Here is a 24,567-nt window from a genome sequence, read left to right as displayed (position 1 = left end):
GACACATTGGCGCCCTTGCTGGCCGTAGGGCCCCACCATCGCCGCCCAATTCGCTTGGGAACCCATGGAAAAGGGCCAAAAAAAAACATTTGTTTTTTGGGGCACCGATCTTTTTTTTCCATTTATTTGTGTGCATTAAAATGGTGTTTAGGGCCCTGGGCCCCAATGGCAAAAAGACAGACACTTTCGGGCATGACCGGGCTTGGACCTCCCGGGCGTGCGGTGCACGGCAAGCACCACCGATACTTCGGCACAAGGTCCCCGTTCAACATCCAACAAGTTCTTTTGGTTCGCTTTTTTTTGGCGCCCCCGCGGCCTTCGCCCTCAGGGAACGGCCCAAACGGAACAAGCCGCGAAAAGCACCCCCACCGGCATCGGCATCCGCCCGTAAAAGGGGCGGGAACGCCCTGCAGATGGCCCCCTCTGGGCGGGGCCTGCCCCGGTGGCACACAACAGGACCCGTTGGCATTGTATAAAAACAAAAGCTAAAAAAATGAAAACGATCATCTGCCTGCTCTTCTTGGTGGGCACCCAAGTGAACACACCGGTACAGGAAACCATTACCGCCGTCTATGACGGCCCATCCGATGGCATCTATTATTTTACGGACAGCGAGCTCAACTCCTTCGGGTTCGATGAGGTGGCGGCCCCGGTGGCGGCCAAGTACGATCTTGATGACGATCAGTACCAGGGCCAGACCTTTCGCGTCACCTACATCGCGGATACCCGTACCGATGAAGATGAAATGGACTACGAGGTGTACGTGATCACCGGGCTGGAACTGGTGGAGTAAGGTGGGCACGTCTTACATCAATACCGGTAGCTCCCTGCCTGCCGCTGCCATCGCTGTCACGGTACGCTAATGTTGGCAAAAGAGATGACCTCCCCAAAGCGGTTCCTGTTCATATCGCGTTGGGGAGAATCCCTGGACATTGCCCTGGCGGTGCAGAAGGAGGGCCATGCGGTAAAGCTCTTTGTGGGCGATCGCGGGGCGCGCGAGGTGGGCTTTGGCTTTGTGCCCAAGGTAACCCAATGGGAGAAGCACGTGAACTGGGCAGATGTGCTCATTTTCGACTATACCGGCTACGGGGCAACCTGTGAAGCCCTCAGAAAACAGGGGAAATTGGTCTTTGGCGGCACCCCCTACACCGACCGGTTGGAGCTGGACCGCAATTTTGGCCAGAGCGAATTAAGGAACCACAAGATCAACATTCTGCCCTACAAGGAGTTCCATACCTTCCGGGATGCCATAGCGCACATTGGTGCCCACCCCAACGCCTACGTCATGAAGCCCTCCGGCGAAACCCAGGAGCTTAAACAATTGCTCTTTGTGGGCAATGACGATAAGGGGCAGGATGTGGTACGCCTGCTCAAGGCCTATGAAAAATCTTGGGGAGATGGCTTCGGCACCTTTCAGTTACAGCGAAAGGTAAAGGGCGTGGAGATTTCCGTGGCCGCCTATTTCAACGGGGAGCGCTTTCTGTCTCCCATCAATATCGCCTTTGAGCACAAAAAGCTCTTTCCCGGGGAGCTGGGCGTTTCCACCGGGGAAATGGGCACCAGCATGTTCTGGTCCCCGCACTCGCCCATTTTTGATCGTACCCTGAAAAAGTTGGGGCCCACCTTGGCCGCCCAGAATTTCCGGGGGCACCTGGACCTGAACTGTATCGTGAACGGCAATGGCATTTACCCCTTGGAGTTCACCGCCCGCTTTGGCTTTCCCCAAATTTTTATACAGCGCGCCGGCCTCAACCAACCCATAAGCGACCTGCTCTACCATGTGGCTGCCGGCACGTCCAGGGACATCCAGGTGAAAAAGGGCTTCCAGATCGGGGCTTTTCTGGTGGTGCCCCCCTTTCCCTACAATGACAAAAAGACCTTTGAGCTGTTCTCCAAGGACGCCGTGGTGGTCTTTAAAAAGAATGGGGCAGAGGGCATACACCCCATGCACGTGAAAAAGGTGAACGAGGAGTGGCTCATTACCGGAAACACCGGTATTGCGGTCATGGTATCGGCCACGGGACTCACCATGCGGGATGCCCAGAAGCTCCTATTCAAGCGCATGGGCAATGTGATCATAAACAATGGCTACTACCGCACGGATATTGGCGATCGCTGGTACGAGGATGCGGACAAACTATGGTCATGGGGGCTTTTATAGATCCTGGTCACCTGGCCTTGAGGCCTTGCACCGTGCCGCCGCCAGTCTGGTGGGCGGCCCTGCCACCGGATTGGCAAGGGGGCCTTACCGCTTTTTTGCAACAGGCCGGTACGGAGCCTGTTTGCCTGGTGCTGGAGCAAGCGGGGCAGTGCCGGGTGGCGGGAATGGTCTGCAGTGGCCTGCCCGCGGACCTTTTGCCCTTCGCCGAACAACTGGGCGCCTACGGCCGGCACGGACAGCGATACGTGGGCTACCTGTTTGCCCTGCCGCCATTCAGGGGCCAGGGCTGGGCCGGGCAATGGCTCCGCCTGGTCTGCCGGCGGTATCCTGGGGAGACCCTATGGCTCACGGTGGAAGAGGAGGCCCTCGTGGCCTTTTACCAACGCAACGGGTTTCGCTTCATCCAGACCCTGGAGCACAAGGGCAGCAAGGAATGGCTGTTGGCCAAGCCGCCAACAATGACCGGATAAAGTTTTGCCGCGGGCGCCCCATCGGTTATTTTTGTGGGCGGGCACAGGCTCAAAAAAAATCCAGCACCCATGAAAATAGGTCTTATACAAGAACGCAAGAACCCGCCCGATAAGCGGGTGGTACTTTCCCCAACCGCCTGCCGGCAGGTAATGGATGCCTTTCCCGAGGCAGAGATCCTGGTGGAACCCTCGCCCATACGCTGTTTTTCGGACAGTGATTATCGGGAACAGGGCATTGCCGTATCGCCCCGTATGGAAGACTGCCAGGTGCTCTTGGGCGTCAAGGAGGTGCCCATTGCCCATTTGTTGCCCAACAAGGACTATTTTTTCTTTTCCCACACCATAAAGGGGCAGCCCTACAACCGTGACCTGTTGCGGGCCATTTTGCAAAAGAACATTACGCTGTATGACCATGAGGTCATTACCAACCAAAAAGAACAGCGCCTGGTGGCCTTTGGGCGCTATGCCGGCATTGTGGGCGCCTACAACGGCTTTAGGGCCTATGGGCTCAAGCACGGCACCTTTGCCCTCCCCAAGGCCAATAACCTGCCGGACCAAGCGGCCCTGATCCAGGCCTTGCGGGGCCTGTCATTGCCCAACATCAAGGTGTTGCTCACGGGCCGCGGCCGGGTGGGCAACGGCGCCCGTGAAATGTTGGACGGTATGGGCATGCGCCGGGTGAACGTTGGCGAATTTTTGCAAGAGGAATTCCAAGAACCGGTCTATTGCCAGATAGATGCCGGGGAATACAACCGCCGCAAGGACGGCCAAAGGGGCAGTAAGGCCAACTTCTTTGCCCATCCGGAGGAGTATGAGAGCCATTTTATGCGTTTTGCCCAGGTGGCGGACATGTACATTGCCGGCCATTTTTACGGGGCCGGGGCCCCGTACCTCTTTACCCGCGAAGACGCCAAACAGCCCCAGTTCAACATCCGGGTCGTGGCAGACGTGAGCTGCGATATAGACGGCCCAGTGGCCTGTACCATTAGGCCCAGCACCATTGCCGATCCCATTTACGGCTACCATCCGCCAACGGAAACGGAGGTGCCCTTTGCCCAAGAGGATGCCATTGCCGTGATGGCGGTGGACAATCTTCCCTGCGAACTGCCAAGGGACGCCAGCATCGGCTTTGGAAAAGCCTTTGTAAACCATGTCATCCCCGCCTTTTTCAACGGGGACAAGGACGGCGTGCTGCGGCGCGCCCGCATGACCAAGGACGGCAGGCTCACCCCGCGCTATGCCTACCTCCAGGCGTACGTGGACGGCCATACCTCCTGAGGGCGTCAGGGCGTACCGGTGCCCATGGTCCTTTCTGGGATTTCGTGCCATTTCGATAAAGGGCAGATTTTGGGGTTTAAGGGAAGGGCACCTGCCTTTTTCCAATGGGGCGTACACTACCGTTCACCGACACTTTCCCAGCAATTCACCGACACTAACCTCCCGATCGTGCCCCGGGCCGCAAAGGCAGGGGTGCATGGCCTAGCTTTACCTAAAACTAATGGGAATGCAACTATTGGCAAACGGGATACGTATGGAAAACGGAGATCTTCAGGGGGTAAAGCGCATGCTGTTGTTCTGGCTTCCGGCCCTATACGCTTACGCGATGGTCATGTGGTACGTGCAGCCCTTGAGCACCGTAATGGCCTATGCCAACAGTTTTTTAATGTGCTTTGTGTTCCTTGTGGCCCTGTTGCCTTATTTTAACAGGACCTGGTGCCAAAAGTACTACCCGCAACTGGTCTTTGTCTCCTTGCTCTTGGTGGCCCAGTACACCATTTTGGCCACTTCCATGGCCCAATTCCATTTTCTTTACCTAGCGGTGTCCTGTTTGGTGCTTTTTGGCAGTTTGGTCTTACTGCCCAATATAAGTTATGGCATCCTGTTCGGCACCTTGTTCTTTGTCCACTACTATGCCCAGATCCGTCTGGGGGAGCTGGCGCCGGCGCAACGGGGGCAAATGTTCATGGTCTTGTCCATGGCCCTCTTGGGGGCCGTCTTCCTGGTGGCCCTACAGCACAACCTACAGTTGCAAAAGGCCCGGTTGGAGCACAAGATGAAACTGCGCACCAAGGATCTGGAGCGCAGGGCCAAGGAACTGGTCAGGAAAAACAAGGAACTGGAAGAATTTGCCTATGTGGTTTCCCATGACATGAAGAGCCCTTTGCGCAATGTGCATTCCTTGGGAAGCTGGGTAAGGGAAGACCTTGATGCGGGCGCCTACGGCCAGGCGGCCAGCAACATGCAACTGTTGCTGGACCAGGTGGGGCAAATGGATCTGTTGGTGGATGGTATCCTAAAATATTCCCTGGGGATCGAGAAGAAAAAGGTGACCCAGTTTTTGGACCTGAACCAATTGGTGGATGAGCTGATCAAGGCCAACAATGCCAAAAAGGTGCACATTGAAAAAGACAGTTCCCTCCCCAGGTTGCTCATGGACAAGGTGCAGATGCTGCAAGTCTTCCAGAACCTGGTGCAGAATGCCATAAAGTACAATGACAAGCCCATGGCGTTGATCAACATAGGGGTGGTGGATGAGGTAGATCGTTTTAAATTCTACGTCCGGGACAATGGCATGGGCATATCCAAGGAGCACTACGGCCGTATTTTTAAACTCTTCCAAAAACTGGGCAAGGAAAATGGCCGCAACTCCAGCGGCATAGGCCTGGCCGTGGTAAAGAAGATCGTGCACAAGAATGGGGGCGAGGTCTGGTTGGAAAGTACCGAAGGCAAGGGGACCACGTTCTATTTTACCTTGTACAAAGAGGACGTAACCCCAAATTTTGGCGCCAAAAATCAATGAGTTCCCCTTTGCGCACCTACTCCGCGACCACCACGTCCCAACGGGCCACAGGGTGCTTCCTCGGGGCCACATAGGCGCCCAGTGCCTTGAGCTCCAGGGTAAGCCTGTTAAGCCGCTCCAGGGTTTTTATGCGCAGCACATCGGTGCTGCCCGCGGGCACCACAAAGACCGCCGGCTTGCTGTAGAAGGTGAACGGCATGGCGTTTTCAAAGATGAGGTCGCTGCTGGTCTTGTTCTCCACGGTCACTTCCAGTACTTGGGTATTGGGCAGGTAGCGCGCCCCCAGAATGCCCAGGCTCTCTTGCAGCAGCGGTACCAAAAAGTTGGCCTTGCCTACCAGAAGGTCGTTGTAAGCGGCCACGGTACGGCCCGCAAAAAGGGCCTCCTTTAAGCTATCTTCAGTGCGATCCTTGGCAAAGACCAAGGTAACCGGCCGGTGGTTGCCCTTTTCCGTATAGTCCCAATCCACCAGACCGTGTATGTCGCTCGTGCCCATAATGGTCAGGTTGTGCTCCAGGGCCAGGGCCAGGGCCTCCTCGGAATAATCTATGGAGTTGATCACCTCAATCCCGTGCAGTTCGCCCTTTTTTATGCGCTCTTTTTGGAAATCGCTCAAAATGGGGGTGCCCTTGGGGCTTTGTGCGTGCCAGGCCGGATGGTTCCAAAAGACAAAGGCGCCCTGTTTTTTGGCTTCGGAAAAGGCGTTTTCGGCCCGGTCCACCAAGAGGGGGTTGGCATCCTTGATAAAGATGGCATTGCTGTGCCCAATGGGCTCGGCACGGGTGATCTCCGAACCGTGAAGGATAAGGAGCTCGTGGTCCTTGGCCTCTTCCAGGGCTATTTGGTAAGAGCGGTTGCGGTCTGGGTGGGGCAGGTCTGCCCGGTGCGGTTGGTACTCCAAATGTTCGGTGAGCGATATGGCGTCCAGATTTTCCCTCAGGGCCTCCATGACCCTAATGTTGGGCCATACCTTGCCATCGGAAAAGACGGTGTGTATGTGCAAGTCTGTCTTCAGGGTCTTATAGCCCGGAATGTCCGGAAATTGAAGCGGTTTTGCGCTTTGGTGCGTGTGGTCCTGGCCACTTAGCACTAAGGTGGCACAGAGAAAAATGGTGAGTGCGGTGGTTTTCATGATGGGGTATTTTAGCACGTTGGTTTTTTGTTCTCGTTTAGAAAGCAATGGTGGGGATAATGGGCTCTTGGCGTACTTTATCGGCACAACGCCAAATTGTTCTAAAAGATACTTTATTTTTCTTGAATTGCCATAAGGTGCCGGTCTCTTTCATATTCATTGTGCTGTGCACTTCAGGTCTTTGCCGCCATTTGGCCTCAGCGTATGTCTTGGGCTTAATCAATGAAGCTCATCCCCAGGCCCACGGTGGTCTGCAAATGGTTATAGTCGATCATGGATTCCCCATAGCCGCTGAACACCCTGAGGTAGCCGTTTAAATTGTTCTTCACAGGAAAGGTCCAATCCAACCGCAGGCTTCCCCTATTTTCGTTCCAATTGAGGGAGTGCTTTCCAATGAGCTGTACACGGTGCTTGCCCAGATCCCTTATCAACCGCAATTCTCCGCGCCCCAAATAGTTCATAATTTCCGGATTGCCCTCTTCAATACTGGGCAGTCTTATCCAGGTTTTGGCATATACCTGCCAGGGGCCTTTTTCCAGACCTGCCATTAGGATGAGCCGGTTCCAACTGCGGGAGCCGGGAACATCCAGGCCGTTGGACTCGTGGTTCAGGGAGAGTCCCAGCATTCTTCCATTTAACCCTAGAAACTTATAACGCACAGGAAAATTGAGAATGATCTCCGGTTCATAGTTCAATTCGCGCATGGGCCGTGAAATTGTTTTGTTGTAGAGTTGGTAAAAGGCACTTTGGGTAAAGGCAAACCAAACATCTGTGCTGTTCCACAGGATGTTGTGAAACACCTTGGTCTTCACGCTGAGCTGAAAGGCCGTTTCCACGTTGTCATAGGGCACAGGGCTTTCCAGGGCATTGTCCAAACCTACGCTCTTCGGTTGCCGGTTCATATCGTTGCTCCATTTTCCCAGCAGAAAATACAGGGGTCGGTAGGGGCTCAGCACAAAAGTGCCCTGATGATAGGGCTCTTCCAGTTCCCACAGGGCGGCCATGCTTTTCCCACCCACAAACTTGCCTAGGGTAGGGGCATCATCTTGCGCCTTGAGGGGAGTATGGTGAACCAATGGAAAGAGAAGCATCAATAAGGAAAATGGGGATAAAGAGGAAAAAGACATGTTCTTTTTTTAAGGACGATTTGTGGTTTAAAGTAGCCAAAGGTCTTGGGGTGCCTTGGCCCGAACCATCAAACTTTTGACAGTAAACCCAACATATGAATTGGAAATGCTATTACAGCCCCCGAGCTAGGGCGAATACTACCGCTGCGTTGCTTTTTTGCGATGTTACCATAGCGATGCCATGCTCAAAATCGATGCAACCCCAGTAATCATGGTATCCGAAACCCGACAACGAAATTTCAACACATCATTGGGGTTAAAAAGAACACCAAAAATGGGTCAGGTTGAGGTTGGATGCGAAAAAAAGCCTCTTGAAGGAATTGGATGAGGCCGTGCTGAAAGAGGTTTTACAGCAGGCCTATGGGATTGGTGGCAGAAAAATTGGGCTTAACGAAGCTGGGAACAAGGGAACCTTGCGTTTGTGACAGGGCATTGTCCTGCCTGTCCGGTGATTGCGGGCAGTGGTTTTGGCGCAAACATCCATACCATGAGCGTATTAGGGCGTAATAAGCCCTTTTTCCCGGTAGCGCTCAATGAATTTCCGGTCCAGGTCGGTGGAATCCTTGTATTTCTTCCTCGTTTCCAACAGCTTCTCTTTCATTTGTTGCAGCACATCGGCATAGGCCGGATCGTCATAGACGTTGTTCACTTCCTGTGGGTCTTTTTTGCGGTCGTAGAGTTCCCATTGGTCCACATCAAAATAAAAGTGCATCAACTTGTACGCCTGGGTGGCCATGCCGTAGTGCCGTTTTACGGCGTGTTCTGCCGGATACTCGTAGTAGTGGTAATAGACGGCGTCCCGCTGCCAGCGGTCCTTTTCGCCCTTGAAGAGGGGCATGAGGCTTTCGCCCTGCATATCTGAGGGCACTTGTGCCCCGGCGGCCTCCAGGAAGGTCTGTGCAAAATCCAGGTTCTGCACCATTTCCGTCTCGGTGGTATTGGGGGTGATCACGTTGGGCCAGCGCACCAACAGTGGCGTTTTAAAGGATTCGTTGTACATGAACCGCTTGTCGAACCAGCCGTGCTCCCCCAGATAAAACCCTTGGTCCGAGGTATAGACCACCATGGTGTTCTCCGTGAGGCCCTCGGCATCCAGGTAATCCAGTAGGCGCCCCACATTTTCATCCACGGCCGCAATGGTGCCCAGGTAGTCTTGCATATACCGTTGGTATTTCCAAACGGTGAGCAGACTGTCGTTCATTTCTCCGTGGCGCTTCTTAAAGTCCTCCGCTATGGGATCGTACACCGCATCCCAGGCGGCGCGCTGTTCGGGGTTCATCCGATCCACCCCGCCCGAGCCCAGGCGCTCGCTAATGCCCATCCCGTCCAGCACGGTCTTGGGCACCTTGAGGTCGTACCGGAGCAGCATGTCCTTTAAAATGCCCATTTCCGCTGTTTTTGCGGCATCGCCACGGGTGCGGTAGTCATCGAAGAGGGTGGGCGGAAGCGGGTAGGTCTTTTTTGTGAACTCGGGGTAATGCCGTTGGGCGGGCAACCAGCTTCTGTGGGGCGCCTTGTGCAGGTACATCAACAAAAAGGGTTTTGCGGTGTCCCGGCGTTGCTCCATCCAATCCAAGGTAAGGTCCGTGGTAATGTCCGTTACGTAGCCGGTAATGGTGGTGTCGCCATCTTGGGTGATGAAGCGGGGGTTGTAGTAATCGCCCTGGCCCGGTAGGATCTTGAATTCGTCAAAGCCCTTGGGGTTGTTGCCAAAGTGCAGTTTCCCGAACATGGCGGTTTGGTAGCCGGCCTTTTGCAAAAGCATGGGGAAGGTAACATTGGTGGTGTCAAAAGGGGAGAGGTTGTCTATTTTTCCGTTGATGTGGCTGTGCTTGCCGGTAAGGATCACCGCCCTGGAGGGGGCACAGATGCTATTGGTGACACTGGCATTGGTAAAGCGCATGCCTTCCTTGGCCAGCCGGTCTATGTGCGGGGTTTGGATCAGGCTACTGTCATAGGCACTGATGGCCTGGTAGGCGTGATCGTCGGACATGATGAAGATGATGTTGGGCCGCTTATTCCCTTGCTCCCCTGGGGAGCCCGATCCGGTACAGGCCCCGAGCGCGGCCATTAACACCGGCACCCAAGTCCAGAAACTTGCTTTTTTTATCACGGTGATCATCTGTTGTTGGTGCATGGGCTCCAGGTTTAGGGTCGTTTTTTAGAGTGCGTTCACGGTCTTTCGGATGGCCACCAGGTCGGTCAGCAACTTTTCCAGGAGGGCAAGGTCCAGCATGTTGGCGCCATCACTTTTGGCATTGGCCGGGTCAAAGTGGGTTTCCATAAAAAGGCCGTCCACGCCGGCCGCCACCCCGGCCCTGGCCATGGTGCCGATCAGTGCCGGCCGCCCTCCGGTGACCCCGGAAGATTGGTTGGGCTGTTGCAGGGAATGGGTAACGTCCAAGACCACGGGGGCATAGGCCCGCATGGTGGGAATGCCTCTAAAATCCACCACCATGTCCTGATACCCGAACATGGTGCCCCGGTCGGTGATCATGACCTGGGCGTTGCCGGATTCCTCCACCTTGGTCACCGCGTGCCGCATGCTCTCGGGGCTCATGAACTGCCCTTTTTTTATGTTCACCGTTCTCCCGGTCCGTGCCGCGGCCACCAGCAGATCGGTCTGCCGCGCCAAAAAGGCCGGAATCTGCAGCACATCCACGTACTGGGCGGCCCGCGCGGCATCTTCCTCGGTATGGATGTCCGTTACCGTGGGCACCTTAAAGGTCTCGGAGACCTTGCGCAGGATCTTCAGCGCCTTTTCATCGCCAATGCCCGTGAAGGAATCCAGCCTACTCCGGTTCGCTTTTTTAAAGCTGCCCTTGAAGATGTAGGGTATCTTAAGCCGGTCCGCAATGCCCACCACGGTTTCCGCAATGCGCAGGGCCATGGTCTCGCCCTCAATGGCACAAGGGCCGGAGAGCAGAAAAAAGAGGTCCGTGTCGGTATGTTTCATTTGGGGAATGCGTTTCAGTTCCATACAAAAAAGCTTTGGCCAAAGATACTATTTATAGCCGTTTGCTGTTATGGAAGGGTACTATTGTGCCCAACCCAGATCCATCAATGATACCACTGCGAAACCTAACGCTTTGCGCAATGCTCTTTCTGGCCTCCCAGGCCAAGGCCCAGTTTGGCAAAAACTGCGAGCTACGGCAGTTTAAGATCAATTTGGTGATGCCCAGCATTGAATACGAGATGGCGCTCGGTGTCAATACCACCTTGGACGTCAAGGCCGGACTCCAGCCCACCGTAGATCCGCTCTTGCCAGAGGTATATGATGAAGTGGCGGTCTTGCCCGCCCTCACCGTACAATACCGCTACTATTATAATTTTGAATCGCGCCAGCGCAACCGCCGTACCATTTACGGGAACGCTGCCAACTATATTGCCCCGGCCGCGGCCGCCTTCTTTCCCGGTACCCGTACGGTGAACAATACGGTTCAGAGCGGTGCTTTTGGTTACGCGGGCATTGTTACCGGGCTGCAGCGCAGCTATGATTCCGGGTTCAATTTTTCCGTGGATGCCGGTGCCGCCTATTATGTGGGCAATTTCCAAGGAGCCATTTACCCCGTGGTGAACATTGGCATTGGCTATATCTTCAGCGAAAAACGCTGGTGTGTGGGGCGATAGGTTAGTTGGTAGCGGGTAGTTTGTAGAAGGTAGCAGGATAAAGAGAGTTTCAGGTATTTATGTTTGGGGGGCATTCCCAAAACGTCATTACGAGGAGGCACGACGAAGTAATCTGTCGAATTGATGCGTGATGTTGAATGATCGGTGTATTAGGTCGCTTTAGTTGAATCCTCCTACTTGGAATTGGCTTGAGCTTGTGACTTGAACCTGAGTTTGTAGTTATAACCGGAACTCATAAAATTTCTATAAAACAGCAGTTGGTCTTTTCTTGATAGTTTACTTTTAAGAGGTATAAAAGTCCTGAAGATGACCAAAACTACCTGCCTATTCCTTTGTATTTCAAGTTTTTTTATTGCTCAGCTCCAAGCCCAACGTATCTCCGAAAAAGGAGTTGGTATCGTGAATTTGGAGCGGCACCAGTTTACCTTCGGGAGCGGATTTCGCTATGAGATCGGCCTGTTCCGCAATGTCAGTGCATCAACCAGCATGGCACCGGCCCTGGGTGCTTACGGGGAAGGGTACACCTTTGGCCTGGCGTGGAACATTAGAATGCGCTATTACCACAATTTTCAGGAACGCCTGGACATGAACAAGAACGTGGTGGGGAATTCCGCCAATTACCTGGGCCCCGCGAGGACGGCATTTTTTGGAAGTTTGCAGGCATCACAGAACCTTTGGGTGGACAGTGATTTCAACGCGGAGTTTTTTGGCGGTGTCTATGGCATACAGCGAACCTACCGGTCCGGCTTCAATTTTAACGCGGAAGTGGGCGTGGGCTATTTTCGGGGCGATGGGATACCGGACGGCTATGGCGGCCTGTTCAGTTTTATGGTGGGCTGGACCCCGATGAAGGGAAAAAAATCGCGGGAGCCTGTTTTTGATTGAGATTTTTATACCCCAAGTTCGATTTTAGAAAATCCTTGATATCAATATGGCCCTGGAACTGACAATAGAAAAAATCATTGATCATTGAACGATCAAACAATTACCTTGATCAATTAACGCCTATTTATCTACTGACCTCCATATTTTAAATTGCCGCAACATAAAATGGCAACGCAAAATAAATCCAAAGCCTCAGTTATTTAAGTTTAAAAGTTACAGGCAATTATTGGTTCTGGGGTTGAAGTGAGCCCAAGTGACAAAGATGGAACATTAACAATAGAACTACAAACCATGGATTTTTCCCTTATCTTTAGCTGAAACATCAGCGATAACCATGAAAAAGATGGGTTTTAGCCTTTTGTGGCTATTTTTATGTTGCGGCACCTTATATGCCCAAAAGCAGGTGGAAGCACGGTTGTTTAAATTGAATGCACTGCTCCCGGGGGTGTCCTATGAACTTGGTGCAGGTAAAACGTCCACTTTGAATTTCGAATTGGGACTGATCCCGGATACAACAGGAGAGGTTGAAATTTTTCCATTCTTGGGGGCAGATTTCAGGCATTTTACCAATTTTGAAAGAAGGATATCCAAGGGCAAGAACATTTCGGGCAATAGTGGGGATTATGTGGCCTTTGTGAACAGATTGATTGTGGCTGCCCCTTTATTGGGCAATAGGGAATACGATAACCCTTTTCCTTATGTGGGCGCTTTTGTTTACGGTTTTCAAAGAACGTACAACAGAGGCTTTTATTGGGGGTTGTCCTTGGGCCCTGGATTCTTCACCGGGGATAATGACCCCGGTCTTTCCCTGTTCACCGAGTTAAAACTGGGATGGGTCCTGGGCCAGAAAAAGAGAAATGCCGCCCGGTGAACAACTGGCTCAAAATCAGCCTTATAAAAAAACTTCCCTTTTTGCCTTCCCGAAAAAATTAAAAGTATCTTTGCACCCGCAAAATGGCCCTGGGCCATAAACAAACGCATTTATGTCAACAACAAAGAACATCGCCATCATTGCCCACGTGGACCACGGGAAGACCACGTTGGTGGACAAGATCATGTACCACTGCCAACTGTTCCGTGAAAACGAGAACACCGGAGACCTCATACTGGACAACAACGACCTGGAGCGGGAGCGTGGCATTACCATCACCTCCAAGAATGTTTCGGTCATTTACAAGGACACCAAGATCAATATCATAGACACCCCGGGCCACGCCGATTTTGGTGGGGAAGTGGAGCGCGTGCTCAATATGGCAGACGGCGTGCTGTTGTTGGTCGATGCCTTCGAGGGGCCCATGCCCCAAACCCGCTTTGTACTGCAAAAGGCCATTGACCTGGGGTTGAAGCCTTGTGTGGTGATCAACAAGGTGGACAAGGAAAACTGTACGCCGGAGGAGGTGCACGAAAAAGTGTTCGATCTTATGTTTGAACTGGGTGCCGAGGAGTGGCAGCTGGATTTCCCCACCGTCTATGGCTCTGCCAAGAACAACTGGATGAGCGAGGATTGGAAGCAGGAAACCGAGAACATTGAGCCTTTGTTGGACATGGTGGTGGAGCACATTCCCACTTTTAAACCCACTGAGGGCAATACCCAAATGCTCATTACCTCCCTGGATTTCTCGTCCTTTACCGGACGGATCGCCATTGGTAGGCTCACCCGGGGCACCCTGAGGGAAGGACAACAGATCTCCCTGGTAAAGAGGAACGGAAGTATCGTAAAATCCAAGATCAAGGAGCTGTTTACCTTTGAGGGCCTGGGCCGTAAAAAGGTGCAGGAAGTGGCCACCGGAGACATCTGTGCCCTGGTGGGCGTGGAAGGCTTTGAGATCGGGGACACCGTGGCCGACCTGGAAAACCCCGAGGGGCTAAAAACCATTGCCATAGACGAGCCCACCATGAGCATGCTCTTCACCATCAATGACAGCCCCTTCTTTGGGCAGGACGGCAAGTTTGTGACCTCCCGCCACATCAAGGAACGCTTGGAACGGGAACTGGAGAAAAACTTGGCCCTGCGTGTGCAAGAGACGGACAGTGCGGACAAGTTCCTGGTCTTTGGCCGCGGGGTGCTGCACCTCTCGGTGCTCATAGAGACCATGCGCCGCGAGGGCTACGAGCTGCAGATCGGTCAGCCCCAAGTGATCATCAAGGAAGTGGACGGCGTAAAATGCGAGCCCGTGGAGCACCTTACCATAGACCTCCCGGAGGAAGTCTCGGGCAAGGCCGTGGAAATGGTGTCCATTAGAAAAGGGGAAATGACGCATATGGAAGCCAAGGGAGAGCGCATGCTCTGCGAGTTCCTGATCCCTTCAAGGGGCATCATTGGCCTAAGGAACCAATTGCTCACCGCCACTGCCGGCGAGGCCATTATGGCGCACCGCTTCCTGGAATACCAGCCCATGAAAGGCGATATTCCGCAACGGCAGAATGGGTCCTTGGTCTCCATGGAAAAGGGCAAGGCCATTCCCTATTCCATAGACAAGCTGCAGGACAGGGGCAAGTTCTTTGTAGATCCCGGAGAGGATATCTATGAAGGTCAGGTCATTGGCGAAAATTCGCGTGGGGATGATATGGTGATCAACATCACCAAGACCAAAAAACTGAGCAATGTGCGCTCTTCGGGTGCAGATGACAAGGCCAAGATCGTACCGGCCATAAAGTTCTCATTGGAAGAGGCCCTGGAGTACATACAGAAAGATGAGTACGTAGAGGTGACGCCCAAACATTTGCGGCTGCGTAAGATCTTCCTCACGGAGAACGATCGCAAAAGGAACAAAATCGCTTAAGAAAGCGAAACCTTCAGAAGACCATCCGCCACGGAAACCCGATTTCCCTGGCGGATCTTTTTTGGGAAGAAGGCCCGAATGGTGGTTTTTTTTTTTGATAAAGGGGCAATCGGGTTGCCCTTAAGCACAGATGGGGCATTGATCGTGCCACTGCGGCCACAAATCGCGGCCCTGTGAATCGCTGCTGACTTTCGCCCGATCACCGTGGTGCTGGCCTTGCTTTGATGACAAAAGACTTGATGCCATTGGAGGTTGCGCCCTTATGGCGAAGCTCCAATACTTGGCAGGGGCTGATATTCGGTTCAAAAGGGCGCGAGCTGATCCTTTTTCTGGACCAAGGCGAAGCGAAAGGGTGAACAGGCAGCTTCGTTTTTCCGGTGACCACCATCTTTTGGTGCGTCCTTGTTTTACTGCCAATATGCTAAAATAACCGTTAATAATATGGCTATTTTATAATTATTTCATCTGTTCCGGGACCGGCTTTGGCGGCCATGGTATTTTCCTTAATTTAACCCTGATGGAAGGTTAAAAATTCCATCACGGTTGCAAATCCCAATAAAATCGATCGCAAAAGACTTGTTTTTTTGGGGGTGCTCCCTCATTACAAATGGCTGACAGCCCATCACGGTTTAAGGGGAACAATGGAATAAATGGAAGCAGTTTATGGACTTTGAAAACAAAAAAGTGTTGATCACGGGAGGCACCCGTGGCATTGGCAGGTGCATGGTGGCCGAGCTGGCCCGGGCCGGCGCATCCCATATTGCGGTGATCGCCAGGGACAAAAAGATGCTAAAGCAGTTGGCGGCGGCCCACCCCGAGGTGAGTTTCATGCGCATTGTAGGGGATGTGGCCCATAGCGAGGTGCTCAGGGAAGCCGCGGCGCGGATCGAGGATGAATGGGGCCATTTGGACCTTCTCATCAACAATGCCGGGATTCTCAGTGCCGGACCCTTGGAAGAGCTTCCGGATGAAGAGCTGTACGATCAGGTGGCCGTTAACCTTACGGCGGTGCTGTTGCTCACCAAATACTGCGTGCCCTTGCTCAAGGCGTCCAAAGAGGGCGCCATTCTCAACATCTCTTCCGGGCTTGGACTTTTGGGGCAGCCCTTTTATGCCGTGTACGGCAGTACAAAGGCGGCCTTGAAGCAGTTCACGGACTGCATGCGGCGAGAGTTGGCCCCGTACCGCATCCACGTGGCCTGTGCCTACCCAACCGCCACCGATACGGACATGATGAAGAAATTTGTGGGGCGCGAGATGGAATCGCCCGAGTCCGTGGCCAAACGATCCTTGCAGGGGGTACTGCAGAAAGAGCTGCACATTGTTTTTGGCGGAGAGGAGCGCGAGGCCCACGTAAAGCTCAATTTTGAGGCCCCCGGTAAATTTGATGCCATCGCCGCCGCCCACTACGAGAAACGGCGCGACAGCAGTGCGGGCCACAAGGCCCTGTAAGACCATTTCCCACTTGAAAATAAGCCGACAAAAGGTTTCTTTTTGCGCCCTATTTCAAAATAAAGATAAGCCGTGGCCGGGCCGGCTTGGGGCCCTGGGGAATGGAAGGAAAGAAACCGGCCATTGGCCTTGGGCATCAGGCCTTGGGGGCTCCGTGCAGGGCGGCTGCGGCCGCGCCCACGATGCCCGCGGAATTGCGCAGTTCAGCCGGGACCACCGGGGTCTCTATGGTAATGCAGTCCTTGTACTCCTTAAAGTCCTTGCTTGCCCCACCGCCCAGGATAATGTGGTCCGGGGCAATGATCAGTTCCACGTACTGCAGGAACCTATTGAAGCGCTTTCCCCATTTTTTATAGCTGAGGTTTTCCCGGGTCTTGGCGGAGTCCGCGGCCCAGAGTTCGATCTTTTTGTACTTTTTGTAGGGAATCTGTCCCAATTCCATGTTCGGAATGAGCTCCCCGTTGAAGAAGGCGCCGCTTCCCAGGCCGGTGCCAATGGTGATCATGACCACAAGGCCCTGTTTGCCCTTGCCAATGCCGTAGTTCATGGTGGCGTACCCGGCGGCATCCGCATCGTTCACCACGGTCACGGGCAGGCCGGTGGCCTCACTGAAGAGTTCCTTTACGTTTAGGCCCAACCATTTTTTATGGAGATTGCCTGGAGATTTGCAAATGCCGTGTTTAATGACGGTGGGGAATCCAACGCCCACCGGCCCCTTATAATCAAAATGCTTTACGATCTGGGCCACCACCTTGGCCATGTCCTTGGGCTTTCTGTCCTTGGGGGTGGGAATCCGGTGCTTTTTGGTCAACATTTCCCCGGTGAGCGAATTTACGATGGCCCCCTTGATCCCGGAACCGCCAATGTCAATGCCTAGAATTTCCATTCAATTTATTTTGGCACAAAGTAACAAAAAACATAGGGGAACGGGGCACGGATGTGGTGAATATGGTCATTTCTGTGGCCTGGGGCGGTGCCAAGGTGCGGCTCCCGTTTTAAAAACGGGCAACAATTCTTGGACAATGGCCCTTTGTTCCGGGGCCACGTTTTTGGTCTCGTAGGGGTCTTTGTGCAGTGCCCCGGGATACCTGTTTTGGGGCGCCGCTGTATTGGGCGCCAGGGCAATGGCCTCCCGTTGGTAGGCCTCCCAGTACCGTTCCGGGGCATTGAAGGGGAGGTGGGGCTTAAAAAAGCCCACACCCAGAAAAAAAGGGGTGTCCCGCTCCTTTAGCGCTGCCAGGGTGGAAAGGGCCAGGTTGGCAATGCGCCCATCGGGGTAGCCCTCATCTTCCACCTTAGCTTTTTCGTAGGGCTTTACCTGTTTGTTCAGGCTTTGCCGGTTCTCCCCATTGGCATAGGCGAAAAAGGCGTTCCATCCGGTTTCCCAAGGGCCGGCATCAAATTTTAGTTCGCTCCAACTCTGGGGAAGTTCGCGCAGGCTGCTCACGGAATCCCGGTAACCGTACACAAAGCCGTCTGCGGAGTGGCTTATTTTACCGATCCCCACGGTATGGTAGCCGGCCTGCTTTAGGCGATGGACAAAGGTCTCGGGCAAAGCATCCGGCCTGGGTTGGGAAAAGGCCTTTTCAATGGCATCGTTGCGCAAGTGTTGCGGCTGGCTGGGCCGGTGTCCCGTGAGCAGGGCGTACCGGCTGGCCCCGCAGGTGGGCACCTGAACGTAGTGGTGCTCAAAGAGGGCGCCCTCTTGGGCCAGGGCATCCATATTGGGGGTAAGGGCCTGCCCGCCATAGATGCCAAGTTCCGGCCTAAGGTCGTCCACCGCTATAAAGAGCACGTTGGGGCGTGCCTTGGGCGTTGCTTCCTTGGGAGGTTCTTGGCAACTGGCGAGCAAAAAAAAGGGATCAGGGCAATACAAAGGGATTTCCACATAAAAAAAGGGTGTCTGGCGGATGAACGTGGAAGATAACAAAAAGAGGTCAAAACCAGCGTTTCGGAGGGGGATCGGCAGGCATGGACCTAAAAAAAAGAAAAAAATGGGAAATTGCCCCTTTTAGGGCGTGGTGGTGTCCCCTGCCCTGGGGTCATTGCATCAGTTGGAGGCCCACAATGGTCCTTTCTTGGCCGGGCCGGCCATCTGCTGCCGCGTTCTGGAAGGAGACCTCAAACAGCAAACCCTTGAATTTTTCTTGCTCATCCAAGTTAACCTCTTCCTTAACGGCATCCAAAATGGCATGGAAATGCATTTTGTGGTCGTTCTCGTTTTTAAAGACATACTGGTTGGCCACTTTACCATCATAATACGCCATTAAGACGTTCTCGTCCTGCGCCACGGTGGGGGCTTCCAGGGCCATCATCAAAAATAGGGAAATGAGCAGTGCTTTCATCGGGTGCGTTTTACGGGTATCACAAAATGCTGCCCAAAAACATAAGGGGACAGCTGTATGTAAAACTGATTTTTTCGGATTTTATTTCAACCGTTGCAAAAAGCGGTTCGCCAAGGGGCTAGACGGCGCGCTGTACCACCTCAAAAACCTGGTTGGCATCGCATTTTATGGTCTTGGAGGGGTATTTGAGAATGAGCGCATAGTCATGGGTGGCCATTAGAATGGTACGGCCGGAGGCATTTATTTCCTGTAGCACCTTCATGACCTCCACACTGGTCTGTGGGTCCAGGTTGCCCGTGGGCTCATCTGCCAGAATGAGCTCGGGGTCGTTAAGCAGTGCCCTGGCAATGGCAATGCGCTGTTGTTCCCCGCCAGATAGTTCATGCGGAAACTTAAAGCCCTTGGTCTTCATCCCCACTTTTTCCAGAACGTGCAGCACACGGCTGTCCATCTCCGCCCGGTCCTTCCAGCCGGTGGCCTTGAGCACAAAGCGCAGGTTTTCGTTGATGTTGCGGTCCGGGAGCAATTTAAAATCCTGGAAGACAATGCCCAGTTTTCGCCTTAAATAAGGGATGTCCCGTTCCTTGAGGGTCTTCAAGTCAAAATCCACGATGCTCCCGCTCCCTTGCCGCAGGGGAAGATCGCCGTAGAGGGTTTTCATGAAACTGCTCTTGCCGCTTCCCGTTTTGCCAATGAGATACACAAACTCGCCCTTGGCAATGCGTATGTTCACCTCTTTGAGTATGAGGCTCTCTTTCTGAAAAATGGCCGCATCCTTTAGTTCCAATATGGTTTCCCCGTTCTCTTCCATCTGCTCAATGTTGATATAAAAGTAATAAGTTCCCAGGTATATTTGGAAAATGGCCCTTAAAATATTTTCTTTTGTGCTTGGGTGGGCATACTTAGCCATGATTATTGCCGTTATCCCTTGTGTTACCGTAATTCTTTTTAGTCTTAGAACACTATGTATAAAAAATCTGCAGCATTTTTCGTTGTGCTCTTGGCCTGTCTTTTGGTGGCCACCGCCCAAGAGAGCATGATCTACACCCATGAAAAGAAGTTGTACCAAGATGCCCTGAACCTCTACAACAATGAGCAGTACCAGGCGGCGCAGGCCCTGTTCGAGAAAGTGGCCGCCAGTGCCACGGACGAGGAGACCGTGGCCAACAGCGCCTACTACGTGGCCAACGCGGCGGTACGGCTAAACCAATTTGGTGCCGATCGCCTTATGGAGGAGTTTGTGGAGACCTATCCCACCTCCACCAAGCGCAATTCTGCCTTTGCCGATGTGGCGGAGTATTATTTTGACACGGGCAAATATCCCTATGCCCTTAAATGGTACGCTAAGGTGGACCAGAGCGCCCTCTCCCGTGCGGAGATGGACAAGTTCAACTTCAATTACGGCTACGCCCTGTTCTCTTCCCGCAAGCCCGAGGAGGCGGAACGTTATTTGGCCAAGGTGGCCAATTCTCCCGTGTACGGTTCCCAGGCCAAGTACTACATGGGGTACATCTCCTACCAGCAAGACGACTATGAGGAAGCCAACGAGCGTTTTGACCAAATCACGGACCAAGATGTGCTGGAAGAAAAGTTGAGCTATTACCAGGCCGATATGAATTTTAAGCTGGGCAAGTTCAACGAGGCCATTGCCATTGCCAAGAAACAGCTGCCCAAGAGCAACCGAAACGAGGTGTCCGAGCTCAATAAGATCATCGGCGAAAGCTATTTTAACCTGGAGCAGTATGCCAATGCCATTCCCTATTTGGAGGAGTACAAGGGAAAAAGGGGCAAGTGGAGCAATACGGACTACTACCTTTTGGGCTACAGCCATTACAAGCAGGGGCAGTACGAGGCGGCCGTACAACAGTTCAACCAGATTATCGGGGGCACCAACAGCGTGGCCCAAAATGCCTATTACCACTTGGCGGAGTGTTACTTGAAGCTCGATAAAAAACAGCAGGCGCTCAACGCCTTTAAGAATGCTTCGGAGATGGATTTCAGTGCGGCCATACAAAAGGATGCCTACCTGAACTACGCGCGCCTCAGTTATGAGGTGGGCAACGCCTACGAGCCCGTACCCGAGGTCATTACCCGGTATTTGGAGACCTATCCCAACGACGAGCACCAAGAGGAAATGCAAACCCTGTTGGTAGATTCCTTCATTACCTCCAGGAACTTTGCCGGGGCCATGGCCCTGTTGGAAAGAAACAGTGGCTTTGCCAGTGCGGAAACCTACCAGAAGGTGGCCTATTACCGCGGTGTGGAACTCTTTATGGAAGGGGCCTACGAGGAGGCATCGGCCCATTTTAAAAAATCATTGGACAGGGCCCAAAACGGGCTCTTTGAGGCCAGGGCCACCTACTGGAAGGCCGAGGCCGATTACCTGCTGAACCGTTTTGCGGAGGCCGCCAAGGGCTTCGCCGTATTTAAGCAGCACCCAAGGGCAAGTGATGTGCCGGAACATAGGGAAGTGGATTACAGTTTGGCCTATGCCCATTTTAAACAAAAGGACTACGAAAAGGCCATTCCCTTTTTCAATGCCTTTGCCCAGGTTCCCGGCACTGACGTGGAAAAGAAGAACGATGCCTTCCTGCGCTTGGGAGACAGTTATTACGCCACAAGGCAATATTGGCCCGCGATGGAAACCTACAACAAAGCCTTGGAACTGAGCGGTCCCGAAAAGGACTACGCCAGTTACCAAAAAGCCATGTGCTACGGTTTTGTGGACCGCAACGCCCAGAAGATAGAAGGATTGGAGGACTTTGTCTCGCGCTTTCCCAATTCCAGTTTTAAGGACGATGCACTTTTTGCCCTGGGCAGTACCTATGTGGCCACGGGGAAAGAGCAGCAAGGCCTGCAGGCCTTTGATCGCCTGATCTCCGAGCACCGGGGGAGCGGACTTACCCCCCAGGCCCTGATGCGGCAGGGGTTGGTGCACTACAATGCGGGCCGCAATGAAGCGGCCCTGTTCAAGTTCAAGACCGTGGTGCGGGACCACCCCATGGCCCAGGAAGCGGTGCAGGCCGTTTCCTCGGCAAAGTTGGTCTATGTGGACATGGGCCGGGTAAATGAGTATGCGGCCTGGGTAGAGGGGCTGGACTTTGTTTCCGTGACCGATACCGAGCTGGAAGATGCCACCTTCGAGTCGGCCCAGAAACAGTCCCTGCAGGGCAATTCGGAAGCCGCCATTAAGGGCTACAGGGAGTACGTGAACAATTTTCCCAATGGCCGGCACGCCGTGAACGCCAATTTCAATTTGGCCCAGCTCTATTTTGGCAAGGGCGAGAAGGAAGCCGCACTGCCCCATTACACCTTTGTGGCAGACCGCAGTTCCAGTGAGTATTCCGAACAGGCCTTGACCCGGGTATGCGAGATCTTCTTGGGCAAAGCGGACGCCCAAGGGGCGCTGCCCTACCTGTTGCGCTTGGAGGAGCAGGCCAACATACAACAGAACCGCACCTTTGCCCGGTCTAACCTGATGAAGGGCTATTACGGGCAGCGCAACTATGACAAGACCTTGGAATACGCCAAGAAGGTACTGGCCACGCCCAATATTGACGATAGGATAAAGAGTGACGCCCAGATCATGATCGCCCGCGCGGCGATGGCCACCAGGGACGAGACCCAGGCACAGGCCGCCTATGACCAAGTGCTCAAGATCGCCTCCGGCGCCGCGGCGGCAGAGGCCCTTTACCACCACGCCTACTTCAAGAACAAGGAAGGGGCTTTTGAGGATTCCAACACCGCGGTGCAGAAACTGGCAAAGGACTATGCCGCGCACAAGGAATGGGGCGGTAAGGGATTGGTGCTCATGGCCAAGAACTTCTATGCGCTTGAAGACGCCTTTCAGGCCACCTACATTTTGGAAAGTGTCATTGATAACTTTTCCCAATACCCAGATTTGATCGCCGAGGCCCGGACCACCTTGGCGGGCATCAAGGCCAAAGAGGCAGAGAGCAATTCATCCATTAGGCCCAACCAGAATTAATGTACCACAAGAGCACACTTATGTACACACGTATCGCATGGCCCCTATTGTCGTTTTTCTTCATGGCACAGTGGGCCGTTTCCCAAGAGACAGAGACCGAGGATATCGGTACCCAGACCGTAACCGTGACCAAGGCCTATACCCCCACGGTTGCCGATGCCTTTAAGATCAAGTCGGTGCCCAACCTCAATGACTCCATTGTGCTGCAAAAGAAGAAGATTGAATACAGTATTTTTTCCGTGCCCGTGGCCTCTACCTTTACCCCGGCCAAGGGAACGGCAAGCAAGGTGGAAAGGGTGCCGCCCCCGGTGCTCTACAACACCTATGCCTCTGCGGGCGGCGGTAATCCGGCCAATGTCCTGGCCGAGTTCCACACCAGTCAGGACATTGATCGGGAGAGCAACTACACCCTTTCCCTGAACCACAACTCCTCCCAGGGAAACATTGAAGGGGTGGTCCTGGACAATGTCTTTGCCAACACCCAGCTGAACGCGGCCTATAAAAAGCGGGAACGCGATATGGATTGGGGCGCCAATGTGGGGCTGCAGCACCAATTTTACAACTGGTACGGACTTCCGGAAGGTTTTGATGCCACGGGGCTGTTGTTTGATGAGGGACAGAACTATTTCATGGCCGAAGCGGCCGGACACATCCATGTGGAAGACGCCCTTTTTGACAAGGCCGATGCCCTGTACCGCAGATTTTGGGACGGCGTTGAGTCTGGGGAAAACCGCGCCAGGATCCACGGTGCCGTACAGCTACCGCTCAATGAAGAGCAGCTGGGCGTTGGCGTCCATGCCGATTATGTGGGCGGCAGCTTTGTAAACGCCAACCTGAACAGCAGTACCAACGACCAAGGCATTGCCTACGGCAACCTCCAAGTGGGCATACATCCCAGCCTACAGCTGTTGCGGGACGATCTGTCCCTGAACCTGGGGGTGAATTTGGTGTACGGTATGGACCTGGAAAACAGCGAGGGCAATTTTTACATCTATCCGGCAGTGACCGCATCGTACAGATTAATGGAAGAGACCGTCATTGCCTATGGCGGTGTGGAGGGAGAACTGCGGCAGAACTCCTATTACGATTTTGTGGAGCACAACCCCTTTGTCTCGCCCACCCTACAAATTGCACCAACGGACAGTCAGTACAACGCCTACGTGGGTTTCAAGGGCCAATTGTTGCCCAATGTGGGCTATAATGTAAAGGGCTCCTACAGTGCCGAGAATTTCAGCCCCCTCTTTAAGCTCAACCCGTTCAACGATTTTAGGAACGATGACCGCACCTATTATCTGGGGAACTCCTTTGAAGTGTTCTATGACGACATCAAGACCTTGGGCATGTTCGCCGAGATCAACGTGGACATTAACCGGGACTTTACCCTGGGGCTCAATGCAGAGGTGTTGGACTACAGCACGGAAACGGGCAACCCCGCCTGGAACCGCCCCAACCTTACGGCATCCATGATGATGGACTACCAAATAGGGGAGAAGTGGTTCACCGGCATCAACCTGTTTTTTGTGGGCGAACGCGAAGACGTGGCCACCACAGCGGTGCCCAATGCCCCGATCACCGATTTTCCGGCCACCCAGGTTACCCTGGAGTCCTTTTTTGACGCCAATGCGCACCTGGGCTACAGGGTAAACAAACAGTTGTCCGTATTTGTAAAGGGGGCCAACCTGGCCAACAACAATTACCAGCGTTGGGCCAATTTCCCGGTGCAGGGGCTACAGGTATTGGCGGGCGCCACCTACAGGTTCGATCTCTGAGGGCCCTTGTGGGGCGCTTTGCCCT

At 53.5% G+C, this 24,567-nt stretch carries 21 protein-coding genes; 13 read left to right on the top strand and 8 right to left on the bottom strand.

The annotated features are described in order from the left end of the window. The first annotated feature begins 493 nt into the window (after positions 1-493). The 5 genes from ACKWCC_RS11120 to ACKWCC_RS11100 all read left to right on the top strand — a co-directional run bounded on the left by ACKWCC_RS11120 (position 494) and on the right by ACKWCC_RS11100 (position 5,431). Positions 494-793, top strand: a complete 300-nt coding sequence (locus ACKWCC_RS11120) for a hypothetical protein (protein ID WP_413996008.1) — start codon at positions 494-496, stop codon at positions 791-793. An 84-nt stretch (positions 794-877) separates the two neighbouring features. Further along, positions 878-2,161: a phosphoribosylamine--glycine ligase gene (locus ACKWCC_RS11115; protein ID WP_413996007.1), complete on the top strand. Its 1,284-nt coding sequence runs from the start codon at positions 878-880 to the stop codon at positions 2,159-2,161. Then, positions 2,146-2,631, top strand: a complete 486-nt coding sequence (locus tag ACKWCC_RS11110) for a GNAT family N-acetyltransferase (protein WP_413996006.1) — start codon at positions 2,146-2,148, stop codon at positions 2,629-2,631. Before ACKWCC_RS11115 ends, ACKWCC_RS11110 begins: the two co-directional genes overlap by 16 nt. 69 nt (positions 2,632-2,700) lie before the next feature. Beyond that, positions 2,701-3,909 (top strand): NAD(P)-dependent oxidoreductase, encoded by a 1,209-nt coding sequence (locus tag ACKWCC_RS11105; RefSeq protein ID WP_413996005.1) that lies wholly within the window; start codon positions 2,701-2,703, stop codon positions 3,907-3,909. Between the two features lie 226 nt (positions 3,910-4,135). Further along, positions 4,136-5,431, top strand: a complete 1,296-nt coding sequence (locus ACKWCC_RS11100; RefSeq protein WP_413996004.1) for a sensor histidine kinase — start codon at positions 4,136-4,138, stop codon at positions 5,429-5,431. A gap of 16 nt (positions 5,432-5,447) precedes the next feature. Here ACKWCC_RS11100 and ACKWCC_RS11095 read toward each other — a convergent pair whose 3' ends face one another. Both ACKWCC_RS11095 and ACKWCC_RS11090 read right to left on the bottom strand, forming a co-directional pair. Next, positions 5,448-6,563 (bottom strand): Sb-PDE family phosphodiesterase, encoded by a 1,116-nt coding sequence (locus ACKWCC_RS11095; RefSeq protein WP_413996003.1) that lies wholly within the window; start codon positions 6,561-6,563, stop codon positions 5,448-5,450. A 215-nt stretch (positions 6,564-6,778) separates the two neighbouring features. Beyond that, positions 6,779-7,690, bottom strand: a complete 912-nt coding sequence (locus ACKWCC_RS11090) for a phospholipase A (protein WP_413996002.1) — start codon at positions 7,688-7,690, stop codon at positions 6,779-6,781. A 284-nt stretch (positions 7,691-7,974) separates the two neighbouring features. Here ACKWCC_RS11090 and ACKWCC_RS11085 point away from each other — a divergent pair, with 284 nt between their 5' ends. Further along, the gene (locus ACKWCC_RS11085; RefSeq protein WP_413996001.1) at positions 7,975-8,115 is read left to right on the top strand and encodes a hypothetical protein; all 141 of its coding nucleotides are present in this window, start codon (positions 7,975-7,977) and stop codon (positions 8,113-8,115) included. Between the two features lie 71 nt (positions 8,116-8,186). Here ACKWCC_RS11085 and ACKWCC_RS11080 read toward each other — a convergent pair whose 3' ends face one another. After that, positions 8,187-9,827: a sulfatase family protein gene (locus tag ACKWCC_RS11080; protein WP_413996000.1), complete on the bottom strand. Its 1,641-nt coding sequence runs from the start codon at positions 9,825-9,827 to the stop codon at positions 8,187-8,189. 24 nt (positions 9,828-9,851) lie between these two features. Then, positions 9,852-10,670: a 3-deoxy-8-phosphooctulonate synthase gene (gene kdsA / locus ACKWCC_RS11075; protein ID WP_413995999.1), complete on the bottom strand. Its 819-nt coding sequence runs from the start codon at positions 10,668-10,670 to the stop codon at positions 9,852-9,854. Between the two features lie 83 nt (positions 10,671-10,753). Here kdsA and ACKWCC_RS11070 point away from each other — a divergent pair, with 83 nt between their 5' ends. From ACKWCC_RS11070 to ACKWCC_RS11050, 5 genes are all read left to right on the top strand, one after another. Next, positions 10,754-11,320 (top strand): hypothetical protein, encoded by a 567-nt coding sequence (locus ACKWCC_RS11070; RefSeq protein WP_413995998.1) that lies wholly within the window; start codon positions 10,754-10,756, stop codon positions 11,318-11,320. Between the two features lie 306 nt (positions 11,321-11,626). Beyond that, entirely contained in the window at positions 11,627-12,205 is a 579-nt protein-coding gene (locus ACKWCC_RS11065; RefSeq protein ID WP_413995997.1) for a hypothetical protein, read from the top strand. Between the two features lie 481 nt (positions 12,206-12,686). Further along, on the top strand, positions 12,687-13,076 hold the full coding sequence (locus ACKWCC_RS11060; protein ID WP_413995996.1) for a hypothetical protein: 390 nt from the start codon (positions 12,687-12,689) through the stop codon (positions 13,074-13,076). Between the two features lie 112 nt (positions 13,077-13,188). After that, the gene (gene typA, locus ACKWCC_RS11055; RefSeq protein ID WP_413995995.1) at positions 13,189-14,988 is read left to right on the top strand and encodes a translational GTPase TypA; all 1,800 of its coding nucleotides are present in this window, start codon (positions 13,189-13,191) and stop codon (positions 14,986-14,988) included. Between the two features lie 663 nt (positions 14,989-15,651). Next, positions 15,652-16,440, top strand: coding sequence for an SDR family NAD(P)-dependent oxidoreductase (locus ACKWCC_RS11050; protein WP_413995994.1), 789 nt, complete (start codon positions 15,652-15,654; stop codon positions 16,438-16,440). Between the two features lie 136 nt (positions 16,441-16,576). On the opposite strand, the gene ppgK is transcribed toward ACKWCC_RS11050, so the two are convergent. The 4 genes from ppgK to ACKWCC_RS11030 all read right to left on the bottom strand — a co-directional run bounded on the left by ppgK (position 16,577) and on the right by ACKWCC_RS11030 (position 19,596). Further along, the gene (gene ppgK, locus ACKWCC_RS11045) at positions 16,577-17,326 is read right to left on the bottom strand and encodes a polyphosphate--glucose phosphotransferase (RefSeq protein ID WP_413995993.1); all 750 of its coding nucleotides are present in this window, start codon (positions 17,324-17,326) and stop codon (positions 16,577-16,579) included. A gap of 66 nt (positions 17,327-17,392) precedes the next feature. Beyond that, on the bottom strand, positions 17,393-18,292 hold the full coding sequence (locus ACKWCC_RS11040) for a sulfatase-like hydrolase/transferase (RefSeq protein WP_413995992.1): 900 nt from the start codon (positions 18,290-18,292) through the stop codon (positions 17,393-17,395). Positions 18,293-18,482: 190 nt separating this feature from the next. Then, positions 18,483-18,785, bottom strand: coding sequence for a hypothetical protein (locus tag ACKWCC_RS11035; RefSeq protein WP_413995991.1), 303 nt, complete (start codon positions 18,783-18,785; stop codon positions 18,483-18,485). 118 nt (positions 18,786-18,903) lie between these two features. Further along, positions 18,904-19,596 (bottom strand): cell division ATP-binding protein FtsE, encoded by a 693-nt coding sequence (locus ACKWCC_RS11030; protein WP_413996031.1) that lies wholly within the window; start codon positions 19,594-19,596, stop codon positions 18,904-18,906. A 153-nt stretch (positions 19,597-19,749) separates the two neighbouring features. Between ACKWCC_RS11030 and ACKWCC_RS11025 the strand changes: the two genes are divergently transcribed. Further along, a complete protein-coding gene (locus tag ACKWCC_RS11025; RefSeq protein ID WP_413995990.1) occupies positions 19,750-22,773 on the top strand; it encodes a tetratricopeptide repeat protein in 3,024 nt (1,007 codons plus the stop codon). Positions 22,774-22,793: 20 nt separating this feature from the next. Then, positions 22,794-24,542, top strand: coding sequence for a TonB-dependent receptor (locus tag ACKWCC_RS11020; RefSeq protein WP_413995989.1), 1,749 nt, complete (start codon positions 22,794-22,796; stop codon positions 24,540-24,542). The last annotated feature ends 25 nt before the right edge of the window (positions 24,543-24,567 follow it).

Source organism: Maribacter aquimarinus (assembly GCF_047345505.1).
Taxonomy (GTDB): Bacteria; Bacteroidota; Bacteroidia; order Flavobacteriales; family Flavobacteriaceae; genus Maribacter.
Note: the sequence above shows the minus strand (reverse complement) of the source record. Positions and strands in the feature narration are given on the sequence as shown.

Bases quoted from the DNA above. Each gene is read 5' to 3' on its own strand.
- ACKWCC_RS11120 (WP_413996008.1), top strand. From the start codon at position 494: ATGAAAACGATCATCTGCCTGCTCTTCTTGGTGGGCACCCAAGTGAAC.
- ACKWCC_RS11115 (WP_413996007.1), top strand. From the start codon at position 878: ATGACCTCCCCAAAGCGGTTCCTGTTCATATCGCGTTGGGGAGAATCC.
- ACKWCC_RS11110 (WP_413996006.1), top strand. From the start codon at position 2,146: ATGGGGGCTTTTATAGATCCTGGTCACCTGGCCTTGAGGCCTTGCACC.
- ACKWCC_RS11105 (WP_413996005.1), top strand. From the start codon at position 2,701: ATGAAAATAGGTCTTATACAAGAACGCAAGAACCCGCCCGATAAGCGG.
- ACKWCC_RS11100 (WP_413996004.1), top strand. From the start codon at position 4,136: ATGCAACTATTGGCAAACGGGATACGTATGGAAAACGGAGATCTTCAG.
- ACKWCC_RS11095 (WP_413996003.1), bottom strand. From the start codon at position 6,563: ATGAAAACCACCGCACTCACCATTTTTCTCTGTGCCACCTTAGTGCTA.
- ACKWCC_RS11090 (WP_413996002.1), bottom strand. From the start codon at position 7,690: ATGTCTTTTTCCTCTTTATCCCCATTTTCCTTATTGATGCTTCTCTTT.
- ACKWCC_RS11080 (WP_413996000.1), bottom strand. From the start codon at position 9,827: ATGCACCAACAACAGATGATCACCGTGATAAAAAAAGCAAGTTTCTGG.
- kdsA (WP_413995999.1), bottom strand. From the start codon at position 10,670: ATGGAACTGAAACGCATTCCCCAAATGAAACATACCGACACGGACCTC.
- ACKWCC_RS11070 (WP_413995998.1), top strand. From the start codon at position 10,754: ATGATACCACTGCGAAACCTAACGCTTTGCGCAATGCTCTTTCTGGCC.
- ACKWCC_RS11065 (WP_413995997.1), top strand. From the start codon at position 11,627: ATGACCAAAACTACCTGCCTATTCCTTTGTATTTCAAGTTTTTTTATT.
- typA (WP_413995995.1), top strand. From the start codon at position 13,189: ATGTCAACAACAAAGAACATCGCCATCATTGCCCACGTGGACCACGGG.
- ACKWCC_RS11050 (WP_413995994.1), top strand. From the start codon at position 15,652: ATGGACTTTGAAAACAAAAAAGTGTTGATCACGGGAGGCACCCGTGGC.
- ppgK (WP_413995993.1), bottom strand. From the start codon at position 17,326: ATGGAAATTCTAGGCATTGACATTGGCGGTTCCGGGATCAAGGGGGCC.
- ACKWCC_RS11035 (WP_413995991.1), bottom strand. From the start codon at position 18,785: ATGAAAGCACTGCTCATTTCCCTATTTTTGATGATGGCCCTGGAAGCC.
- ACKWCC_RS11030 (WP_413996031.1), bottom strand. From the start codon at position 19,596: ATGGAAGAGAACGGGGAAACCATATTGGAACTAAAGGATGCGGCCATT.
- ACKWCC_RS11025 (WP_413995990.1), top strand. From the start codon at position 19,750: ATGTATAAAAAATCTGCAGCATTTTTCGTTGTGCTCTTGGCCTGTCTT.
- ACKWCC_RS11020 (WP_413995989.1), top strand. From the start codon at position 22,794: ATGTACACACGTATCGCATGGCCCCTATTGTCGTTTTTCTTCATGGCA.